Source organism: Flagellimonas hadalis (assembly GCF_007785775.2).
Classification (GTDB): domain Bacteria; phylum Bacteroidota; class Bacteroidia; order Flavobacteriales; family Flavobacteriaceae; genus Flagellimonas; species Flagellimonas hadalis.
On the sequence record NZ_VNIK02000007.1, the window covers coordinates 15,228 to 34,967 of the forward strand.

Here is a 19,740-nt window from a genome sequence, read left to right on the forward strand (position 1 = left end):
CATTTAAAATATGTGTTTCAATCCGGCCCTTACCTGCTGCCAACTGGCAAATTGTTCCTTCATTCCCTCATCCAAAACCGGCTGTATCTCTCCAATATCATCTGTTTGGAATTCTCCATCTTGCAATGCTTGGTTGCAAATAAATGCCCCTCCTACGACGGAAGATTGCCTGAACCCTTTTCTGAACCTTACCGTTTTGTTGATGAGATTGGCAATGAACTGTCTGAGCGTTGGGCTTTGGATTCCTCCTCCACAGGCCCATACATAATCAGGTTCGTTCCCTGAAACCGAACACAGTGTTTTGTAGTTTTCATTGACGCAACAGGCAATATCCCAAAGTGTCGCCCAAACAAAGTTGGCCCTGGTAAGGTCATGGGGCACGGGGACATTAAAGATGAACCCGCCATTGACCAAGGGGGTTTCTTCCTCCGCTATCAAGGACCCCAATGATGCAATACATAGAGAGGGTGAGATTTTTCGCAGTTCTTCCTCTATCAAATCATAACTTTCGTTCGGGTAGAATATCTCCTTTAATCGTTGATAATTCAATCCTGTGACCCCAGCATTTGCCTCTAGGATAAAATTGTTGGGTTCTGTATGCCTATTGGTCCAAGTCCTCTGTTTTTCATCTATGATATATTGGTCCACCACCTTTACAATGGGTGTTGTGGTTCCTGCAACAATAACAACATCGTCTGTAGCCGGCATGGTACTCATGACCGCCAATTGCGTATCGGCACCTCCAACCACAATCACTGTGTCCTTTGGAATGCCGAGCATGTTGGCATATTCTGGCAACACTTTTCCCAATATAGTGCCCGATTGATGGGTCTTTGGGAGTATGTCCATGTCCAAATCAAACAGGGAACATAACTTTTCGGACCATTTCCCTTCCTTGACGTCATAAAGCAGTGTTTCCGATGCCTGGGAATCTTCGTAGCCCATTACGCCACTGAGCTTGAACTGGGCCCAATCACTTATGCTCATCACTTTGTCCAGTTCGGAAAACAACCCAGGGTGTACTTTTCGGACACCGACCAATTTAAATGCGGAAAAAAGCGAGCTTGGATACCTTCCTGTCAATCGGTACACTTCCGCCTTGTCCTTCAATTCGTGTTCCCATTCCCTTCCTCTATGATCATGGTTGGGGAGGCCCATCATGGAATTCCCTTTACGGTCCAGCAGCACAATACCTTCTCGTTGACTGGAAACAGTTATGGCCTTTATTGGCCCTCCTTTGGCCTCCCCAATGATTTTTTTCATCAAATTGGTTATCTGTCCCCATAATTCATCGGGGGCAAAATAAAGAGCATCTTTATACTTGTCGTCCCTTATATAGCGGACCGTATCGGTCGCAATGTTCAATACATGGCCATCGGTACTGGTCTGGGCAACCCTGACATTTCCCGTACCAATGTCGATTATGAGGTAGGATTCGTTCTTTTGCATGGCTTAAAATTGGTATGTTCCCTTATTTGACCTTATTATACTGTTTTTTGCCCATAAAATGGTTGATAATGTTTGAATTCATGATTACCGAATGGTGGTCTTCCACTTCGAAGGTGGCTCCCGCGATATGTGGGGTGGCCAGAACATTGGGCAAGTGTATGAGTTTGTAATCTGTTGCATCGGGTGGTTCATGGTCAAAAACGTCCAAATATGCACCTCTTATCCGATTGTTCTCCAAAACTTCCAAAAGGGCCATACGGTCCACAACGGCCGCCCTTGCTGTATTGACGAAAATCGAATCCCTTTTCATTTTGGAAAGCAAGTTCCCATCGATCAGTCCAATGGTCTCCTTGGTCACAGGTAGGTTTATGGAAACTATGTCACTCGTTTGGAAGAGCTCCTCCATTGACACCTTTTTATGGCTTGCTTTGGGCGGATCTATGAATGGATCATGGAATTGTATCTTGCACGGAAAGTTCTCCACCATATGGGCTATTCTTTGGCCAACGGCTCCAAATCCGACCATACCAATAGTTTTACCGGCGAGTTCGTTCCCTTTGAACTGCAAATAGGAAGTGTGTGCACCCTTTTCCCAACTTTCGCTTTGCAACCACTGCCACCCCGGAATCGTGTTGCGCAAAAGCATGATCACATTGGAAACAAACATTTCGGCCACTGCTTGGGCATTCCGGGCCGGTGTGTTGAACACTTGGATACCATGTCCCCTGGCAGATTCGACCGCCACATTTGAAGGCGTTCCTCGACAAACCCCGATAAATTCCAGCTCAGGGAAAGCATCTATTACTTTTTTGGAAACATCATCGTGCTCCGTGATCAGTGCATCGGCCTTCGTTTCTGTCAATAATTCCAGTAATTCACTTTCATTGTACGCACGTCCTTGGCTTTTCCATGGGCGATATATGACTTCGCCAAATTTCTCCAACAATTCCTTCTGTTCTTTTTCCCGATAAGGAGCAGTAATCAATATTTTCATACTTGTTTTTATAATTATACTTTTCTTTCTGTCTTACAACCTGTTTACTTTGCAGTCACTTTGATTTTATTTGGTTCAAAGCGAAATCGGTCAGGTTTCAACCTTTAACAATTCCATACTACGTTCTTTTGGGAGCACCAAAAATTTGGTCAGTATTGCACTTACAAAGTACAGCCCGGACAAAACCCAAACGACACCCTCATGGCCAATCGGACCTATGAGAAGTCCTACCAAAATTGGCCCAACGAATACCGGAAGTCCGGCTCCAAGGTTCAAAATGGCCATGGCGCCGCCTTTGTTTTGCTTGACGAGAGATGGGACCAATGCGGACAAGGGCACATATCCGGCAAGACAAGCACCCCACAAGACACCAAAAAACAAGACCAGCCAAAAGCCGCTTTCATGAAATTGAGTTCCGTAGTAAAAGAGCAGGGTGGAAATTCCACAACCAACACCTCCAAACCACATGATTGTTTTACGCCATCCTATAAAATCCCCTATGAACCCAAACAACAGGTTAAATATGATGTTACTTGTAAATATGCCCCCCCATATTTGTAGCCATTCCTTGGTTGTGAAACCATGTTCCGCCATGTACAATGGCAGAAAAACGGGAAAAGCGAACTGTGCTGTTGTATTGATTACCCGGATGACCCCTCCCAACAACACCTTTGGTTCTTCTTTGATTATTGTGAGCCCTTTGGACAATTCACGAATTTTTGACCAAGTTCCCTCTCCATTGGATGAAGGAAAGGTCTCATTCTTTAGAAAAAGTACGAAGGAAGCCCCTATCAGCACCCAAAAGATGGAACTCCAAAGGGTTTCCAAATATCCCAAATGGATGATTGCCCAACTTGAATAATAAGCTCCCAATACATTCAATCCACCGGTAAAAACAAACCAAAACCAACCGACAGCCCTGCCCAGACTTTCCTTGGGACTGGCATAAGTGATCCACACCAGAAATGCATAAGCAAACAAGGGATAGCCAAATCCACGAAAGGCATAAGTCACCAACATGATTGAAAAATCCAGTTCGGGAATGCCATAGCCAACAAAGCCCACGGTACCCAATATGTAGGCCATAACCCCGACCATCATCACTTTTTGGGGTCCATAGCTTTCAGCCAAGACGCCCGAAAACCATGACGAAACAGCTATGGTAACCCCATAGACCGTATAGAGCAGGGCCGATTGTTGTATATCCAAACCTCGGTCGAGTAAATATGGGCTCAGCCAAGCTTGCTCCACCCCATCTCCCATCATGAAAATCAAAACGCCAAAATAGCCGAACAGGAGGTGTCCTGGAATACCAATGGATTTATCTAGTTTCATTTTATTTGTTACTGTAACTTTTTGGTTGAGATATTTTGCCGTCACAAAAAACCAACGCATTCTGCACTTAAAAGACTTTCCTTCTTTGCGGACCCTACATCAACACAATCCACATAAACTATGATTATTTGGCATTCCCGAGGGATAGTAATTATATTTCAGTACGGTAAAAGCTAATTTTTCAAATCTTCATAAACTCCTCAACCACATTTGAAATGCATAATGTTTAAATAAATTAAACTATTTAAAAACCTAAATTACATTATTATAAAACAATATAAAAGTTATTTTTAAACAAAATGAAACATTTGCGATGTGATTTACAATTTGAGTTTTAAAATGACGGGGTAGTGATCGGATAGACGATCTGTCAGTGAATCCTTTAGGATATCCGAATACTCCACTTTTTTGGATAATCGCCCGTTGACCCAGATATAGTCTATTCTTCGCAGAAAAGAACTCTCTTTTCTGTATTTCTCTGTCGGCACACTGTTCTTGAAAGCATCATTTCGCAAATAAAAGCTGTCTTCAAAACCAGCATCGATCAATTCCTGTATCACCGAATAGTCGATCTGTCCATTGTTCAGGTTTCTACGATGGACGGTTCTGTTCCTTAGAATCGGAGTGCCACTTTTTTTTATGAACTTGCCTTCCGACCGCTTCATGGCATTCAGAAGGTCATCCCCATAGGACGGCGAGTCCATGGACGACAATGCATTGAAATCCCCTGCAAGGACAACCATTTCATTTTTGGGAATGGATTGCATTTGGGCAACAATTTTTCGGATGTCTTTTTGTCTATCCTCAAGGGTAAAAGGAGCCAAATGTGTAATAAAGAAGTGGATACCATTGATTTTCGCATAGAGATAGCCATGCCATAGATTGTCCATGACACGCCGTACATCAAGAATTGGATATTTTGACGTTATGGCCAATGGGTGGGTCACAGGGACACCATATTCACGGTTCATGATGACTGCATAAGGGTGCCCATATCTTTTGGCAAGATTCCCGATATCATTCTGGGTAAACCCGTTCATCTCTTGGTACGCAATGACATCCGGGGCAAGTTTCTTGACCCAATCCACATAATTTGCCGTTAGGGCCGAATCTTTTTCAAATCCATACTTCGTGTTATAGTTTAAAAAAGTAAATAATCTTCCTTGCTGTCCTTTTACGGAAGAGAAAAACAACAATGCACATCCATATAGCAGTAACATTGGTTTCGAACGAAGTCCATATATTGAAAGTCCAATGGCAAAAAATTTCCTTGGTTTCATCTTACGTTATTTTATTGTTGTTTGACCAACGGTTGATTGTTGGGTATTAAGTTCAACATTGACCATAATGGGTCTCCTGTGGAAAGATTGGGGAAGGAAACCCCTAAAATGGCACAAATGGTCGGAGCAATGTCCACAATATGGGAACGCTTATATGTGCTACCGACGGGTATTCCCTTTCCGTAAAAAATCAAAGGGACGTGGGTATCATAATTGGTAGCATCCCCATGGGTTGATCCCGTGGTTCGGTAGGATAAAATTCCTGGTTCCAGAACAAACTGTAGATCCCCGCTCCTTTTTAAATGGAATCCCAATTGCGCCAAGCTTCCCGTTCCATGGAAAATGGTGGAGCCTTCCAGTTGGGACCGCGTAAAAACTTTATCAACCTGGGGATAATTCAATATATGGCCATATAGCGACCGAACTACCTTTTCAAGATCATGGCCTGCCCGGGAAATGGCATCATGGTCCAAGAAAACCTGATTGTTCGATATGTTGTCAATGATGCCACTTGTCTTGAATTCCTTTTCCGAAAACTTTACGACCTCACTCTTAAACTCCCTCATGTCGAAATATCCGGCCGGAACTTTTAAGGACTTTAAATAGGCCGGGACATGAGTTCCTCCATGATCTGCCGTAAGCATGAACAAGTATTCATGTACACCAAGTTTCTCGTCAAGATATTCCAAAAACCGGGAAATATTTTCATCAAGTCTTAAGTAGGCATCTTCCAGTTCCTTGGAATCCACACCAAAATTATGTCCTATTTTATCGGTACTCGAAAAGCTGACCGTCAAGACATCAGTGTACCCATCCTCTCCCAAATTTTCTCCCTCTATGGCTGCCAATGCAAAATCCAAGGTGATATCATTTCCAAACGGGGTTTCCATCAAAATATCATACATCCCGTTTTGTTCTTTCAGTTTTTGCAGGTCATAGGGAAATACTGGCTCTGCTTTTCCTTTGAATCCACCCTCGTAGGGGTTAGCGTCCACAATGCTTTCCGTGTAGGTATCGGATAGGTTCTTGGTGTCCCAAGTCCTTAGATAGGTGTCCACTTTTCTGGAATCGTTGAAATCGTTCACCCAATTGGGCAACGTGGAACGATAGTAGGAACTTGTGATAAAAACCCCTTCATCTCCTCCAAAAAACCAATAGGCCCCATTGGCTGTATGTCCACCAGGCAAAATGGCACCCCTATCCTTTAATGAGACGCTGATGGTCCTTCCCCTCATTTGGGTATGGATTCGATTCTCATCCGCAAAAGTGTTGCCGTTTAGTCTGTGGGGCGACATTTTACCAGATTTTCTTGATGTACCAACAGATGAAACTGCAGTATCCCCCACACAATATACCATTTCACCATTCTCCCGATCGTACCAATTGTTCCCAATAATGCCATGGTTCATGGGCGTCGTTCCGGTAAAAATGGAGGCATGGCCGGGTGCGGTTTTTGTGGGCAGATAATTATAATGGTTGTTTTCAAAGTTAAAGCCTTCGTTTACCAATCGCTTAAAACCGTTTTCCCCAAACTTGTCCCAATATCTGGATAGATAGTCATGGCGCATTTGGTCCACCACTACCGCCACCACCAATTTTGGTCTATCTTGACCCAATAGCGTTTGTGCCATGCCCATTAACAGGAGAAATATAAAACACCTGGATTTTGACATCAAGTTATTTTTGGTTGTCATTGGATCATGTGTTGTGGTAAAATAGGCTTGTCTCAATGGAAAGCCATGGTTGCCGATACAAAATAATGGTCGCTTGGGTATATTCCCTCATGGTTGTCCTTGATGACTTTGGCTTCAACGGGCATCAAGGCCCCACGGTAAAAGATAAAATCCACCTTCCCCTTTTTGGTGGCTGCTTCTGGTCCTTTAAACCCATGAACGGTAAAACCGGGATCTATCCCGTTATGCAAAATCCCATAGCTGTCCTTCCATGATGTCAACAGGTTTTGGATGGGTACACTTGAACTATCGGAATTAAAATCCCCTGCTAAGATTTGGGCAAAATCTTTTGGATATTGATTACTTTCCTCCACGATCATTTTAGCCTGATTTTGTTTTGCTTCACTGGAGACATGGTCTAAATGTGTATTTAAGACCCGAAAAACCTTTCCGGTCTGAATAGATCTCAGCCTCACCCAATTCACATGTCTGGCCCGCGCAGAACCCCAGGATATGCTTCCTCCTATATGTGGTTTTTCGGACAACCAATACACCCCTCCGCCAATAAATTCAAACTTTCTCAGGTCAAAAAGAATGGGATTCTTGGCAATTAAGTGGTATTCCCCATCAGTAAAAGCATCCATTTCCGGGCCTTCAAAACCAAATGAAAAATAATTGGGAAAACTATGTTTAAAATCATTGTTCTGGACTTCCAACACTTCTTGAAGACAGATAATATCGGGGTTTTGGTTCTTTATTACCTCAAAAACATTTTCTTTTCTATCTTCCCATCCATGCCCTTTGGTCGCATCGGATTTTAGGGCGACCCGGATATTGGCACTTATCACATTAATTTGGTTTTCCGTTGGGCCGCTTTGTGCCCAGGAGGCAATCGTGATGAATAGGGCCAATGTCAAAAACATATTGGTCTTTATTTCACCCCCTTGGATACATCTGAATAAAGTCACTTTTTTCATTTTTTCAATTAACAATTCACCCCTCCCAACCACAATGGGAGGGGTGATGAAAACAAACTAACATGGATTATATGTTGATGAGTGCCTCCTGATTGAGGTAAACCCCATGGGCAATCAATTCCTTTTGCAGTTCCCTGACCGGGATCTCCGAGGGACATATATTTTTTGTGATTGCCATTTTTGCTGCTCTTCCGGCGGCTTCACCCATGGCCATGCAGGGTGCCATCACCCTGATGGCGGACATCGCCTCATGGGTGGTGGAAATTGCCCTTCCTGCCACGAGAAGGTTTTTCACATTTTTTGGCACAAGCGATCGATAGGGAATATCGTAACAGTCACCACACCAGGTAAGGGTGCAACCGCCGTCCTCGGGGTGGTGAAGGTCCAAAGGATAACTGGCCACGGCTATGGAATCGTCAAATCGTCGGCATCCCAGAATATCCTCTTTGGTCATGGTGTATTGACCCTCGATCCGTCTAGTTTCCCTGATACCAAGAAAAGGTGCCATTTTAGTAAAATATGCTTCTTTGAATCCCGGGACATATTCAATCAAATACTTTTGGATGTCCTTGATCTGTTGCCTTCCCTTGACCTCACCATGTGTCAGGTCTTCGGGTTTTGTGCCATCCACTCCGTGGACACTGGACATATTGATCCAGACTTCTCCTTTTCTCAGGCCCGTGATAATAATGGTTCTTTCCGTATTCAATGTAAGGCCATTGTTCCTTGCCTGTTGCATGACCTCCCTCAGACCAACCACAATGAACTGATGGTTCTGTCCAAAATATTCCGCAGGGATAAAATCGGTCAAATAGGTCCTGCTCTGGTTGGCTATGCTTGTCCTAAGCTCTTCTGTGTCAACACCGGCCATGCAAAACATCAATGTAGGGGGTTGCATGCCATTGTTTTCATTGCCCTTTCCACATGGGACCCCGGCCCTAAAGGCAACATCGGCATCGCCACTGCAATCGATGACCACTTTGGCCAAAATGGCTTCCCGCCCTGCCTTGCTTTCCACGAACACACCCTTGATTTCCCCGTCCTCAACAATGGAATCGGCAAATTGGGTGTACAACTGGACATCAATCCCATACTCCAAAAGCATCTCCAAAGCCACATTTTTTACAGCTTCTGGTTCCACCAAGGTAATACTCATGTGGAGCGGGCACGGACGATGTTCGCTGGCCCCTTCCACTTCTCTCAGTTTTTGAATGAATTTTTCGGGAAGCCCCTTGATGATCTGGTTGCCCTTTTGTCCCAAAAAGCCCAGTACCGGCAAGCCAATAGTCATATTGCCGCCCAAAAAGCTTCTGTTTTCAATCAAGGTGACATTAAGGTCTTTTTCTTTAGCCCCCATGGCAGCCGTTATACCCGAGGGACCTCCCCCGACCACCAAAACATCAACTTCTTTTCTTACAGGTATATTCCTACCTTCTTCTTTAACATATTTCATAAAACCATTTATTCTAATTCCAATATGGAATAATCTTTCTTTAAACTTATTTTCCTATTTCTCCATGCCCTAAAGTCAATTCAATGCATGTTGTTCCCCTTTTTTCCTTATCCCTGCAAGTATCGCAACCCCCAATAAAATAAGAAAACCGGCAAAACCACCTGTAATCATTTGTTTTTCAGTGGACACTATACTTATAAGAGCAATCATTATGCCTACAATTATGGTCGACCACGCACAAATTTTGGCAGGAAGAATGGAGGGGGCAGTATCCGCGACCTCGAACGCCTGTTGTTTTTTGGCCTGTACCTTTTCCCAACCCTTGTTTTTCCTACCAATACCCAATTCGGCCACAAACAATAGCAATAAAGGAACCGCAGTACCAACAACTATTTCCGTTACACGTTCATTGGCCTGCACCATTGTGGTCAAGTAGGAAAGAGTTTGGAGTTCTGCCAACCAGCCATCGGTTTGGAAGCCCAGTTTTACCACCAAGCCTACCACTATACTAAAAATTGTCACTATCCATGCTGTTTTAAGGCCTGTTTTTCGGGAATAAAGCCCCCAAATAGTCGGCAAAACCAATGGCCCGGTGAGTATGGCCACTGAAGCAAGGATATAGCCCGTATATGTCCCCATCCTAGGAATGATGAGTGCACCGGCAATGATGAGCACTCCCAAGAGAAAGGTAAAAATCCTGCCGGCCCGGACCAATTCGTTGTCCCTTGCATCAGGGCGAAATATCCTTTGATATATTTCGGTGGTGAAAGCGCCTGCAAAAACATTGAGTTGGGTGGTGGCCATACTTGCCGTTGCCGAACACATGGCGGCAATCATCAACCCGAGCATTCCGGATGGCAATACCGCCTGACTGGCCAGAACGTACGCCTGTTCATAATCGGCATTGGGGTCGATCCACCTGTAGGCCATAGGGGGCAACATCCAGATCAAGGGACTGACTATGTACAAGATCCCAAAAAGATAGGTGGATTTCACTGCATCCCTGGCCGTGGGCACACACACGAATCTTTGGACATAGGCCCATTCTCCACCGATCTTAAAGAAAAAAACTACTCCCCAACCCATCAAAAAATACCATGTGAACTCACCATGTACCAAGTTGAAAAAACCTGGGGGAGCTGTGTTGATCATTTCCATGGGTCCCCCGATCTTTGTGATGATCAAGGGAACCACGATCAATACCGAAACCGTCAGTATGATAAACTGCAGGGCATCGGTTACCAAAACGGCCCAGAGTCCCCCACCAAAGGCAATGGCTATCACCAAAAAACAAATGATCAATGAGGCTATGGTAACCGAGAAATGACCAGTCGCTGGATCTGCGAGGAGGTGTCCTTCCGACAAGGGAAACAAAGCAGTGACCACAACAGCAAGCGCATAGACAGCGCCTCCCATGGTGAAAAGCCCCACTATGCCCTGCAAAAAGGTATAAAAACGGACCAAAGATTTCCCAAACCTGTCATTGAGGAATTCAGCAGCCGAGTCATACCCATAGGATTTCCATTTTTTTGCCAGAAAATAGCCAACGAACATCGCCGAAATACCAATCATGACCAATATAGAAACCCCTACCAACCCATATCGGTAGGCAATACCGCCCCAAATGACGAAGGTTCCTGCTGAAAAGGTTGTCATAAAAGAGGACAACCCCGACAGCCACCATGGTGATTTCCCCCCTGCAGCAAACATGTCCTTGGCATTCTTCATTCTTGAGAACATGCTTCCCATGCCAACCAACGCCACCAAATACACAATAAAAACACCAATATCAATACTGTCCATCGACCAATGTTAAAGAGGTTGTATTACTATAATTTTTCAGTATCCTGGATTTTGTGTCAAATTATCATTAATTATAATTTCCTTGGATGGAATGGGAAACAAATATTGCCTGTTATTGAAGTTCCGCTCAACCAAAAGCTTGATGGTACCACTTTGGTACAAGGAAGAGAAATCCGGAAGACCATCAGCATCTATTTCGGGTGTTTCAGACCAAAACCATAGGTCTTCATCAATAACCCTTTCCTTTAAATCTTCTGGGTCAAGTATTCCATATATCGGTCTCGTAAGCGCTTTTTCGGCCAAACCCCATCGCATCAAGTCAAAAAACCTCCTGTTTTCCCATGCGAATTCCACTCTTCGTTCATTTCGTAATATGATCCTTAGGTTTTCTTGACCTGTCTCCACTACCACAGGATATTCTGATACTTGGCCTTTATCGACACCATAGGCCCTGGCCCTGACCTCGTTTATGGCATCCAGAACACTTTGGTCGATTTCACCCAGTTCAATTTTTGCTTCGGCATACATCAATAAAATATCCGCATACCGCATGATACGAATATCAAAATCGGTCTGATTGTCATCGTTCCAATCTTCATCAACGCCTTTTTTCAAAGCAAGACCATTATACGAAGCATAGGTATCAACACTTCTAGCATCTTTATTATTGACCATGTTGCCAGTGCCAACATTTAGAACCTTTGTCACATAAGGATTAGGATCATAAATTATCCCCAAATGTTCCGTGCCAAACTCAACAATGGTCTGGGCTAATCGTGGATCTCTGTTTTCAAAAGGATTCCTCGGGTCGAATAGCGGAGATTCATCTATAGGCAAACCATCGGTACAGGTATAAGAAGCAAAAAGGTCCCAACTAGGCTGGGCAACATTGCTACCACCTGGTGTCCGCGTATAAAAATTCTTGGCACTCCAAGATACACCCAACTCAAATGACCTAGGAATAGCAAAAATCGTTTCGGGTGAGTTTCTGGTCTTTGACAAGAAATAATCGCCATATTCAGGATGTAATGAATAGACCTCCATGTCCATAACCTCTTGTGCTGCATCCCTTGCGATTTGGAAATCATTCAGCCGCAATGCTGTTCTTGCCTTAAATCCAAGTGCGGCCCCTTTGGTCACTTTAGACAATTCATTTGAACCGTAGCTTTCAGGCAGGTTGGCAATGGCAAAATCAAAATCAGAATATACCTGCTCCATAATGACTTCCTTGTCTGTTCTGGACAATTCAAAAGACTCTTCAACGGTCAAATAATCTGTATAGAATGGCACATCTCCATAAAGAAAAACAAGCCTGCCATAAAATACTGCCCTAAAAAACCGTGCCTCTGCTTGAAGTTGGACCAATATTTCTTCCGGTACATTATCAACGGCGTTCTCCAAACTATTTAGAATGGTGTTCGCCCTAGTAATCCCCTTGTAGGTTGAGAGCCATAGGTTTTCGGAAAATGACCATTCACTGTTTATGGTGCCTGCCACAAAATCCTTTACAGCTTGCCTTTGGGCCCAATTATCCGTGAACCGTTCTCCTTCGTAGTTCTGTTCAATATCCCACAAGTAGGTACGATAGAGGTCATTCAGGGACAATTCGATTTCTGTTTGGTCGGAATACCAGCTTTCCGAAGACCCTTCAGAAAGTGGATCTAGGTCAAGTTTCTCGCATGACGTGGCGAGGATAAAGAAGAACAAAATTAATATGCAATACTTTTTCATGATGTTCATTTTTAGAATTTAACGGATGCCCCCAACAATAGGGTCGAAGTTATATAGGAATCGTCTGCCGTTTCAGGATCCCATCCTTTGGGAAACTTATCGATACTGAAGAGATCGGTGGCCGAAGCAAAAAACCGCAAGTTTTGAATTCCAAGGAATTCGGTTGCAGATTTGGGGAGCGTGTATCCCAATACGATGTTCTTCAACCGAAAGTACCCTCCCTCAATGAGCCAAAAATCAGACATTTCATAATTGTTGTTTTCAGCACCCACGTAGGATAATCTTGGAAATCTTGCTGATTGGTTCTCTTCTGGGGTATTATATACACTCCAATAGTTCCCATCAATGATTCCCGGAGGGTTGGTCCAACCTGAATGAAAGGGCTTGACCATGGATGGGGTCAACCTAGCATTCCTTTTTCCAACTCCCTGGAATCCAACCGTAAGATCAAAGTTTTTGTATTCAACATTAATGTTACCCCCATATTGATACCGGGGCAAGGAGCCGCCCAACGGAACACGGTCATAATCAGGGGTTATCTGACCATCGGGCACACCATCGGGACCACTGACATCCAAATATTTCACATCCCCGGGCCTCACCGAAGAATTGAGAGTGGGAGAATCCGCGATTTCTTCCTCGGTCAGGTAAAGTCCATCAGATTTATATCCATACCATTCATTGTACTCTGTTCCTTCCCGTGTAATCGTGGATCCCCTAAAAACAATGCCTCCCAAATCGCCCATTTTGGATTTAAAATCGGATATATTGGCCGAAAATGAATAGCGAAGCTCTCCAACATTGTCTTTCCAACTTACCTGGGCATCCCAGCCTTTAGTGTACATATTACCAGTATTCTGTTCTGGATTTTCATACCCCATATAGTCCGGTATTTCAAGTTCCAGCAACATGTCCTTGGTGGTCTTTTCGTAATAATCAAATGTGAGCATCAGACGGTTGTCGAAAAAATAGGATTCCAATCCATAGTTTGCTGTTTTTGTGGTTTCCCAAGATATATCCTGAATGGCATAAGAGAATTGTGCAGCGGTTGTTGCAGAAACCACTTGTCCTCCTCTATAGAACAGTGCATCCGAATAGCCGATGGTCGATTGGTAGGGATAATTTCCTATCCGCTCATTCCCCAACTCTCCCCAACTGGCTTTCAACTTTAGATAAGAGATTGCTGAATTTTTAGGAAAAAACGATTCTTCGGACACCACCCAACCGGCAGATACTGATGGGAACGAACCCCACCTATAATCAGGATGGAACCTGGAAGAACCATCTACCCTAACGTTCGATTGGAGCAGATACTTCCCCTTATAGTCAAACATGACCCTTCCAAAATAAGAACGATAGGCTGTTTCGGTAGCCCCTCCCGCATTTCTCATATAATCCAACGGCCCAAGGCTTAGATAAGGATAGTTTCTGAGGGTATAATTCTCAGCACTGGCATCCAGGGTTTCAGAAAAAGAGGAAAAACCCTCATAACCTCCCAGGAAGTCGAGCTTATATCCCCCAAAATCCTTGGAATAGTTCACCAAAAACTGGGTGGTCAGGTTCCTTCCATCGTTTCGGGCCTCATATAGATTGGTAGTTTCCGCGTTTGAAATGTAGCCGGCAAACTGTGACGGATCATCCGCATCATAGTATGAGATTTGCTTTTCAAACCTTTTGCCCTTTGTATTATACAGATAGGGTGCAAAAACACCTGTGAAAACCAAATTCTCAACAGGTTCATACGCCAAACTCAATCGAGCGTTCAGTTTGTTCCTCCAAACATTGTCAAAACCTCCATAGTGCAAACGCGCATAGGTATTAAATCCATTCTGGCCCATTCCTATCCTGCCATCGTCCCACTGCGCCGCAAAGATATCTGGATACCGTTGGGCAGAAACGACAGGATCGATGGTTGGGGCCTTTCTCACCTCGTATATATAGGACAGATCAACATTTGCCTTAAGCTTTTTGGAAATGGTAAATTCATTGTTGACCCTGGTCATGATTCTTTCAAAGGAATTGTGGTCATACAGGGCATCCACCTGTTCATAGTTTAAAGAAGCCCGTGTCCGAAAATTTTCGTTTCCGCTTGCAAATGAAAGGTTGTGGGAACTGCGCGGTGCATAATCATTGATCATCAAGTCGGTCCAATCGGTCAAGGGGTATTGGTTGGGATTATCTTGATGAAGCGCATCCCAATTGTTCACCTCTTCTTCGGTGTAGAGGGAATATTCACCACCTTCTGGATTTCCTGCATCGTTCCATGTAAACTCGTTGATCATTTCAAGATACCTCTTCACACCCACCATATCAGGAAATGAGGTGGGCTTGTCAATACCATAAGTCACATTGTAGGTAAGGCTTGATTTTTGGGTCCTTGCCCTCTTGGTGGTAATTAACACGACGCCCGCCGCAGCTCGCGCTCCATAAATTGAGGCGGATGCGGCATCCTTCAATACCGAGATATCCTGAATATCCGCTGCATTGACATCATTTATACTGGCAACAGGGACTCCATCAACAATTATTAACGGATCGCTGTCACCGATGGTGGTTATCCCCCTCACCCGAATGGTGGCACTTGCGCCGGGCTGTGAGTTACTTCGGGTCACCATAACCCCAGGCATTGTTCCTTGTAAGGCCTGGGCCACTTGAGTGGTGTTTCTCTTCGCCAGAACATCCCCTTCCACGGTGGCAATGGAACCACTCAAGTCTTTCTTCTTTGCCCTACCATAACCGATTGCCACTACTTCATCCAAGGCATACGTATCCGTTTCCAGCACTATCCTCAAGTTCTTGCTTGATCCCACTGTAACTTCCGTGGTTTTAAATCCCATGGAAGAAAACACCAATATACTGTTCTGGGATGGCACATCCAATTGGAAATGTCCATCAAAATCCGTAATGGCACCTTGGTTGGTGTCTTTGATCCCAACTGTCACCCCGGCCAACGGAACCCCCTCTTCATCCAAAACCTCTCCGGCAATCTTCAACTCTTGTGCCATGGCATGGAATGAAAAACATGACCAGATAAGAAGGATAAATACATTTAAGTTACTTTTCATCTTTTCTAAAAATTGTTTGGTTTAGTAATCTTTTTGGTCCATTCTTAAACAAAATGGAAACATTGCATGCGCATCCTTTTTTATGGATACCGTAAATTTAAGTTAATTAAATCAAATAAAACAAATATAAACCCATAAAATTCATTAATTATACATTATGAAACAAAATAAAACTATATTTGTTAAGTTGAGTTTAAATAAAGGTTGTACTTTTATTATATATATGTTTCGTTTTAAATTTAGTTTGATATTTACTGCACCTTAATGATTGTATAACATGGATATTACCGATAGACATAGTGCCATCCTAGAGAAGCTAAAAGAAGATGGAAGGGTCAAAATAAATGATCTAAGTGAAGAATTAAATGTTTCAGGAGTAACAATCAGAAAGGACCTGAAACTCCTAGAAGATAAAAAATTACTGTTCCGGACACATGGTGGGGCCTCATTGAACAATCCCTATATGAATGAAAGGACCATCAATGAAAAGGAAACCATCAATGTAGAGGCCAAAAGAAAGATTGCGGCAGAAGCCTTAAAACTGATCGGGGAAAACGATTCCATAATCATTGGCTCAGGAACCACAGTTTTTCAGTTGGCCCATATTCTAAAACCCAAGAAATCCTTGACCGTGATTACTCCAGCGGTAAAGGTCACCATGGAAATCTGCAATCGTCCTTTTATAGAGGTATATCAATTGGGCGGGGTCATAAGGCAAAACTCCTCGTCTGTTACCGGTAGCGCTGCAGAGGAGGCCCTTAAGGAGATTTCCTCAAGAATCCTGTTTTTGGGTGTTGACGGGATTGATCTTGATTTCGGTTTTTCTATAACCAACCTTACAGAGGCCCCTTTGAACAAAAAAATGATAGAATCTGCACAAATTGTGGTTGTACTAGCCGACAGCACAAAGTTTGGCAAACGCGGGCTTGGCAAAATCTGTAGTTTCGAACAAGTTCACTATGTGGTTACAGATGATGGAATTCCACCGAGGGCAGAAAAAATGCTTAAGGAAAAAGATGTGGAGGTTATCATCGCAAAATAGTATTTAAAGAAGCTGTATTGTGAACTCAGGTGGAAACGCCGGACATATTATACTCCCTTCGCCGGTCAAAATTGAACACCCTCAAAACCAACACAAAAATCTAATTTTCAACTCACTAAAACCAAATATTGAGTGGCTCACATTTTCCGTTTTTGGTGGCCTTGACCATCCGGCTCATCCATTTGAACTTTGTTTACTATAATCATACAATGTATTCATTGTTTCTTCTTGCCTTTCTTTAGTAATATTTTCAAGTCTGAGTATAAATAAACTCCAACAATTAATAACGTTGCCAGTGCAATTAGATAATTACCGCTTGGAATGACGAAAATGAAGCAAACGGCAATCAATAAAAAAGAGAGAGCATAGGTAATGATTCTCAACAGTATTTTTTTCATCCCCCATTCATCCTCCAATTTATCGCCTTCCACCTCGATTTCCAAAATTTCGTAAATCTGACTCAATTGGATTTTCTTCTCCATTTGGTAGATTTTGAAGCTTATCAAACCAAAAATCCCGAAGAAAACAACCCAGGTAATAATTTGGATCCAGTGAGAAGCTGGGTCATAATCATCAAATATCCAATTTAACCAAGGAATGGAAACCACAGCACATAAAAGAATGTAAACAATCAGTCCAACTGGATTAATTCTGTCTGTGATTTTCACTAAATATCCATCGTTGTTTAGGTGGAATTTAAAAATGGGATAAAACACCCCATTCCAAACATTTTGTCTCCAAACTCTTATTTCTCGTTTCTGTATCTCACCAGTGGGACGAAAACCCCATTTTAATATGGCATTTAAGTGATTCGTAAAACTGTCGGTTTTCTCATCTTCAATTAACTCGATTATGTCAGATTTTGATACTTTCAATTATCGTTAATTTGAACTTTAAAGATGCTCAATAAAATTCATGCGTTGGCCCAACACCCTAACAATAAAAATTTCGTTGGCACTATCAAATTGGCAGAAAATGACATGAGCTTTATAACTGTAGTATTTTAAAGGACCGGAAATGGCCGATGCATCTTTGGCCAATTCTGGGCGTTCGGCGAGTTCCTCTAAAAAATTTTCCAAATTCAATAAATACTTGGAGGCCTGTTGAGGACCAAAAAACTTTATACCATATTTATAAATGCCAACTAAGTCATATTGGGCCCTGGTAGATAAATTATAATTCCCCATTATCAACTTTTGTGATAATGTCATTTATTTTGAGACTACTTCTGCCACTTTGCAATCCATCATCAATTGCGGCCTTAAGTTCCGCGAGTTTCATGTTCTCTTCCTGGTCCTTTCTTACCAAATCCCTTATATATTCACTATCATTGGTAAAGTCACCTGATTGAACCCTAAGCTTTATCCAACCATCTTGTTGATTTGTAAAAGTGATTGACTTTCTAACTGTTTCCATAAATCTATGTTTGTGGTGCAATATAATACTTTTTTGCACCACTTAGATGTGTTCGGCTCTTTTTAAAAATTTAGAGTGAGCATATACGCCTCGCTAATAGGTTGGTCAGCTATCGTTTACTTGAACTTTAAACTTAATATTGTTCGTGCAGAAAGTTTATAAATTCATCCTTATCTTCATCTTCTTCACGACCAAGAAAATGGATAACGGCCAACCTTTCATTGCTGACATAGTATTGATGGCACTCCAACCGGTACTGAATATCATCCTCACCATCTGAGAACCATATCTCTATTTCAATCGGAGTACTGTAATCTACGCCTAGTTTCTCCAGTTCTCGAAGATTTTCATGAATACCGCTCGGAGTTTCATCATTGAGAAGGTTTCCGTCATCATCAAAAAGGTCTTCCTGCTCCCGCCGCCGCATGACCAAGTAAACCGTTTTATGATTTTCAACAAAATAAGCTCCGTCAATGGTTGTTTCCACCGTCTCTTCCCCATTGACAATCCTGGCAGTAATACGATTGGCAATCAAATCATTCCTTATCCAGTCCTCGACAATTTCCAATAGTATGCCAAAATTTACGCTTATTTTCTGCATGTTTATTTGTACTTTTTAATCAGATAAATATCCGTTAAAGATGTCTTTTGAAATCTCTTACTTGTCCTAAAATGCGAACGACGAATATGCCCTTTTCAGTTGGTTCGTAAAAAATTGTGTGTGCCTTATAGTTGTATCTTCTAAGTAGAGCCGCAAATTCTGAAGCACTTCGGCCAAGATCGGGATTATCTGCCAGAGTTTGTAAAAATTGGTATAATTCGGTAACATAGATATGCGTCTGTGATTCACCCCAAGTTTCCAAGGTATAATCCACTATATCATCGATATCGTCATCCGCTTTGGATGATAAATAATATCTAGGCATTTCTGTTCCTTTTACGAACTATCGCAGCTTCAATAATTTCATCAACAGACCTGATTTTAGAACTTACGCCACTATCATAACCATCCTGTATGGCCGCCTTAGTGATTAAAAACTCCCTATTGCGCTCCTCATCCAATCGTATTAGATGTCGGATGTATTCACTATCGTTTGCGAAGCCACCATTCTTGATTTGTAATTTTATCCACTCTTCCTGGGCAGCAGTTATAGTTAATGATTTTCTTATTGTTGCCATAATAATGGTATTTACATACAATATACGCATTCTAACACATTATTGGTGCATATTTATTGAAAATTTGGCAAAGGGAATTATATCAGGAATGTTTTAGGAATCGTTTATTTGAACTTTTCTTGAATCTCAAAATTTATAGTTTAGTCCCACACCAAGGACAAAAATTGATTTCTATTCCTGAAGTTCCACCATCATGAATGATAATGGAATAGTCATCCGACTCAGTATTATGGTCTATTAAAGTATCAGGGCATTCATATTTATCTTTATGTAAATCACAATTAAATGTTGTGAAGATTTCCATCATTTCACAACAATTAGACTTCCTTTCTGTCATCGTTTA

18 protein-coding genes are annotated in these 19,740 nt (G+C 42.5%); 1 reads left to right on the forward strand and 17 read right to left on the reverse strand.

What is annotated here, in order from left to right; all coding sequences use genetic code 11:
* Positions 1-3: 3 nt before the first annotated feature.
* From FOT42_RS11125 to FOT42_RS11170, 10 genes are all read right to left on the reverse strand, one after another.
* The gene (locus FOT42_RS11125) at positions 4-1,449 is read right to left on the reverse strand and encodes an FGGY-family carbohydrate kinase (RefSeq protein ID WP_151890652.1); all 1,446 of its coding nucleotides are present in this window, start codon (positions 1,447-1,449) and stop codon (positions 4-6) included.
* Between the two features lie 22 nt (positions 1,450-1,471).
* Complete coding sequence (locus tag FOT42_RS11130) at positions 1,472-2,443, reverse strand: 2-hydroxyacid dehydrogenase (protein WP_151890653.1); 972 nt, start codon at positions 2,441-2,443, stop codon at positions 1,472-1,474.
* 90 nt (positions 2,444-2,533) lie between these two features.
* On the reverse strand, positions 2,534-3,778 hold the full coding sequence (locus FOT42_RS11135) for an MFS transporter (RefSeq protein WP_151890654.1): 1,245 nt from the start codon (positions 3,776-3,778) through the stop codon (positions 2,534-2,536).
* Positions 3,779-4,098: 320 nt separating this feature from the next.
* Positions 4,099-4,998 (reverse strand): endonuclease/exonuclease/phosphatase family protein, encoded by a 900-nt coding sequence (locus FOT42_RS11140; RefSeq protein ID WP_192938378.1) that lies wholly within the window; start codon positions 4,996-4,998, stop codon positions 4,099-4,101.
* A 71-nt stretch (positions 4,999-5,069) separates the two neighbouring features.
* Positions 5,070-6,731 (reverse strand): alkaline phosphatase PafA, encoded by a 1,662-nt coding sequence (gene pafA / locus FOT42_RS11145; RefSeq protein ID WP_151890656.1) that lies wholly within the window; start codon positions 6,729-6,731, stop codon positions 5,070-5,072.
* A gap of 53 nt (positions 6,732-6,784) precedes the next feature.
* The gene (locus FOT42_RS11150; RefSeq protein WP_192938379.1) at positions 6,785-7,654 is read right to left on the reverse strand and encodes an endonuclease/exonuclease/phosphatase family protein; all 870 of its coding nucleotides are present in this window, start codon (positions 7,652-7,654) and stop codon (positions 6,785-6,787) included.
* Positions 7,655-7,775: 121 nt separating this feature from the next.
* Positions 7,776-9,161, reverse strand: coding sequence for an FAD-dependent oxidoreductase (locus FOT42_RS11155; protein WP_151890658.1), 1,386 nt, complete (start codon positions 9,159-9,161; stop codon positions 7,776-7,778).
* A gap of 75 nt (positions 9,162-9,236) precedes the next feature.
* Entirely contained in the window at positions 9,237-10,964 is a 1,728-nt protein-coding gene (locus FOT42_RS11160) for a sodium:solute symporter family transporter (protein ID WP_151890659.1), read from the reverse strand.
* 36 nt (positions 10,965-11,000) lie between these two features.
* On the reverse strand, positions 11,001-12,695 hold the full coding sequence (locus FOT42_RS11165) for a RagB/SusD family nutrient uptake outer membrane protein (protein WP_151890660.1): 1,695 nt from the start codon (positions 12,693-12,695) through the stop codon (positions 11,001-11,003).
* Positions 12,696-12,706: 11 nt separating this feature from the next.
* Positions 12,707-15,760 (reverse strand): SusC/RagA family TonB-linked outer membrane protein, encoded by a 3,054-nt coding sequence (locus FOT42_RS11170; RefSeq protein WP_151890661.1) that lies wholly within the window; start codon positions 15,758-15,760, stop codon positions 12,707-12,709.
* A gap of 277 nt (positions 15,761-16,037) precedes the next feature.
* Between FOT42_RS11170 and FOT42_RS11175 the strand changes: the two genes are divergently transcribed.
* Positions 16,038-16,802 (forward strand): DeoR/GlpR family DNA-binding transcription regulator, encoded by a 765-nt coding sequence (locus FOT42_RS11175; RefSeq protein ID WP_151890662.1) that lies wholly within the window; start codon positions 16,038-16,040, stop codon positions 16,800-16,802.
* 215 nt (positions 16,803-17,017) lie between these two features.
* On the opposite strand, the gene FOT42_RS11180 is transcribed toward FOT42_RS11175, so the two are convergent.
* The 7 genes from FOT42_RS11180 to FOT42_RS18490 form a co-directional block, all read right to left on the reverse strand.
* A complete protein-coding gene (locus tag FOT42_RS11180; RefSeq protein ID WP_151890663.1) occupies positions 17,018-17,677 on the reverse strand; it encodes a hypothetical protein in 660 nt (219 codons plus the stop codon).
* 18 nt (positions 17,678-17,695) lie between these two features.
* A complete protein-coding gene (locus FOT42_RS11185; protein WP_192938380.1) occupies positions 17,696-17,989 on the reverse strand; it encodes a type II toxin-antitoxin system RelE/ParE family toxin in 294 nt (97 codons plus the stop codon).
* Positions 17,976-18,218: a type II toxin-antitoxin system ParD family antitoxin gene (locus FOT42_RS11190; protein ID WP_151890665.1), complete on the reverse strand. Its 243-nt coding sequence runs from the start codon at positions 18,216-18,218 to the stop codon at positions 17,976-17,978. The genes FOT42_RS11185 and FOT42_RS11190 overlap by 14 nt, the downstream gene beginning before the upstream one ends.
* Positions 18,219-18,351: 133 nt before the next feature.
* The gene (locus FOT42_RS11195; RefSeq protein WP_151890666.1) at positions 18,352-18,819 is read right to left on the reverse strand and encodes a hypothetical protein; all 468 of its coding nucleotides are present in this window, start codon (positions 18,817-18,819) and stop codon (positions 18,352-18,354) included.
* A gap of 34 nt (positions 18,820-18,853) precedes the next feature.
* Positions 18,854-19,144 carry a type II toxin-antitoxin system RelE/ParE family toxin gene (locus FOT42_RS11200; protein WP_151890667.1) on the reverse strand — a complete coding sequence of 97 codons (291 nt, stop codon included), beginning with the start codon at positions 19,142-19,144 and terminating at the stop codon, positions 18,854-18,856.
* Positions 19,137-19,397 (reverse strand): ribbon-helix-helix domain-containing protein, encoded by a 261-nt coding sequence (locus FOT42_RS11205; protein ID WP_151890668.1) that lies wholly within the window; start codon positions 19,395-19,397, stop codon positions 19,137-19,139. The genes FOT42_RS11200 and FOT42_RS11205 overlap by 8 nt, the downstream gene beginning before the upstream one ends.
* A 133-nt stretch (positions 19,398-19,530) precedes the next feature.
* Positions 19,531-19,734: a DUF6980 family protein gene (locus tag FOT42_RS18490; protein ID WP_151890669.1), complete on the reverse strand. Its 204-nt coding sequence runs from the start codon at positions 19,732-19,734 to the stop codon at positions 19,531-19,533.
* Between the last annotated feature and the right edge of the window lie 6 nt (positions 19,735-19,740).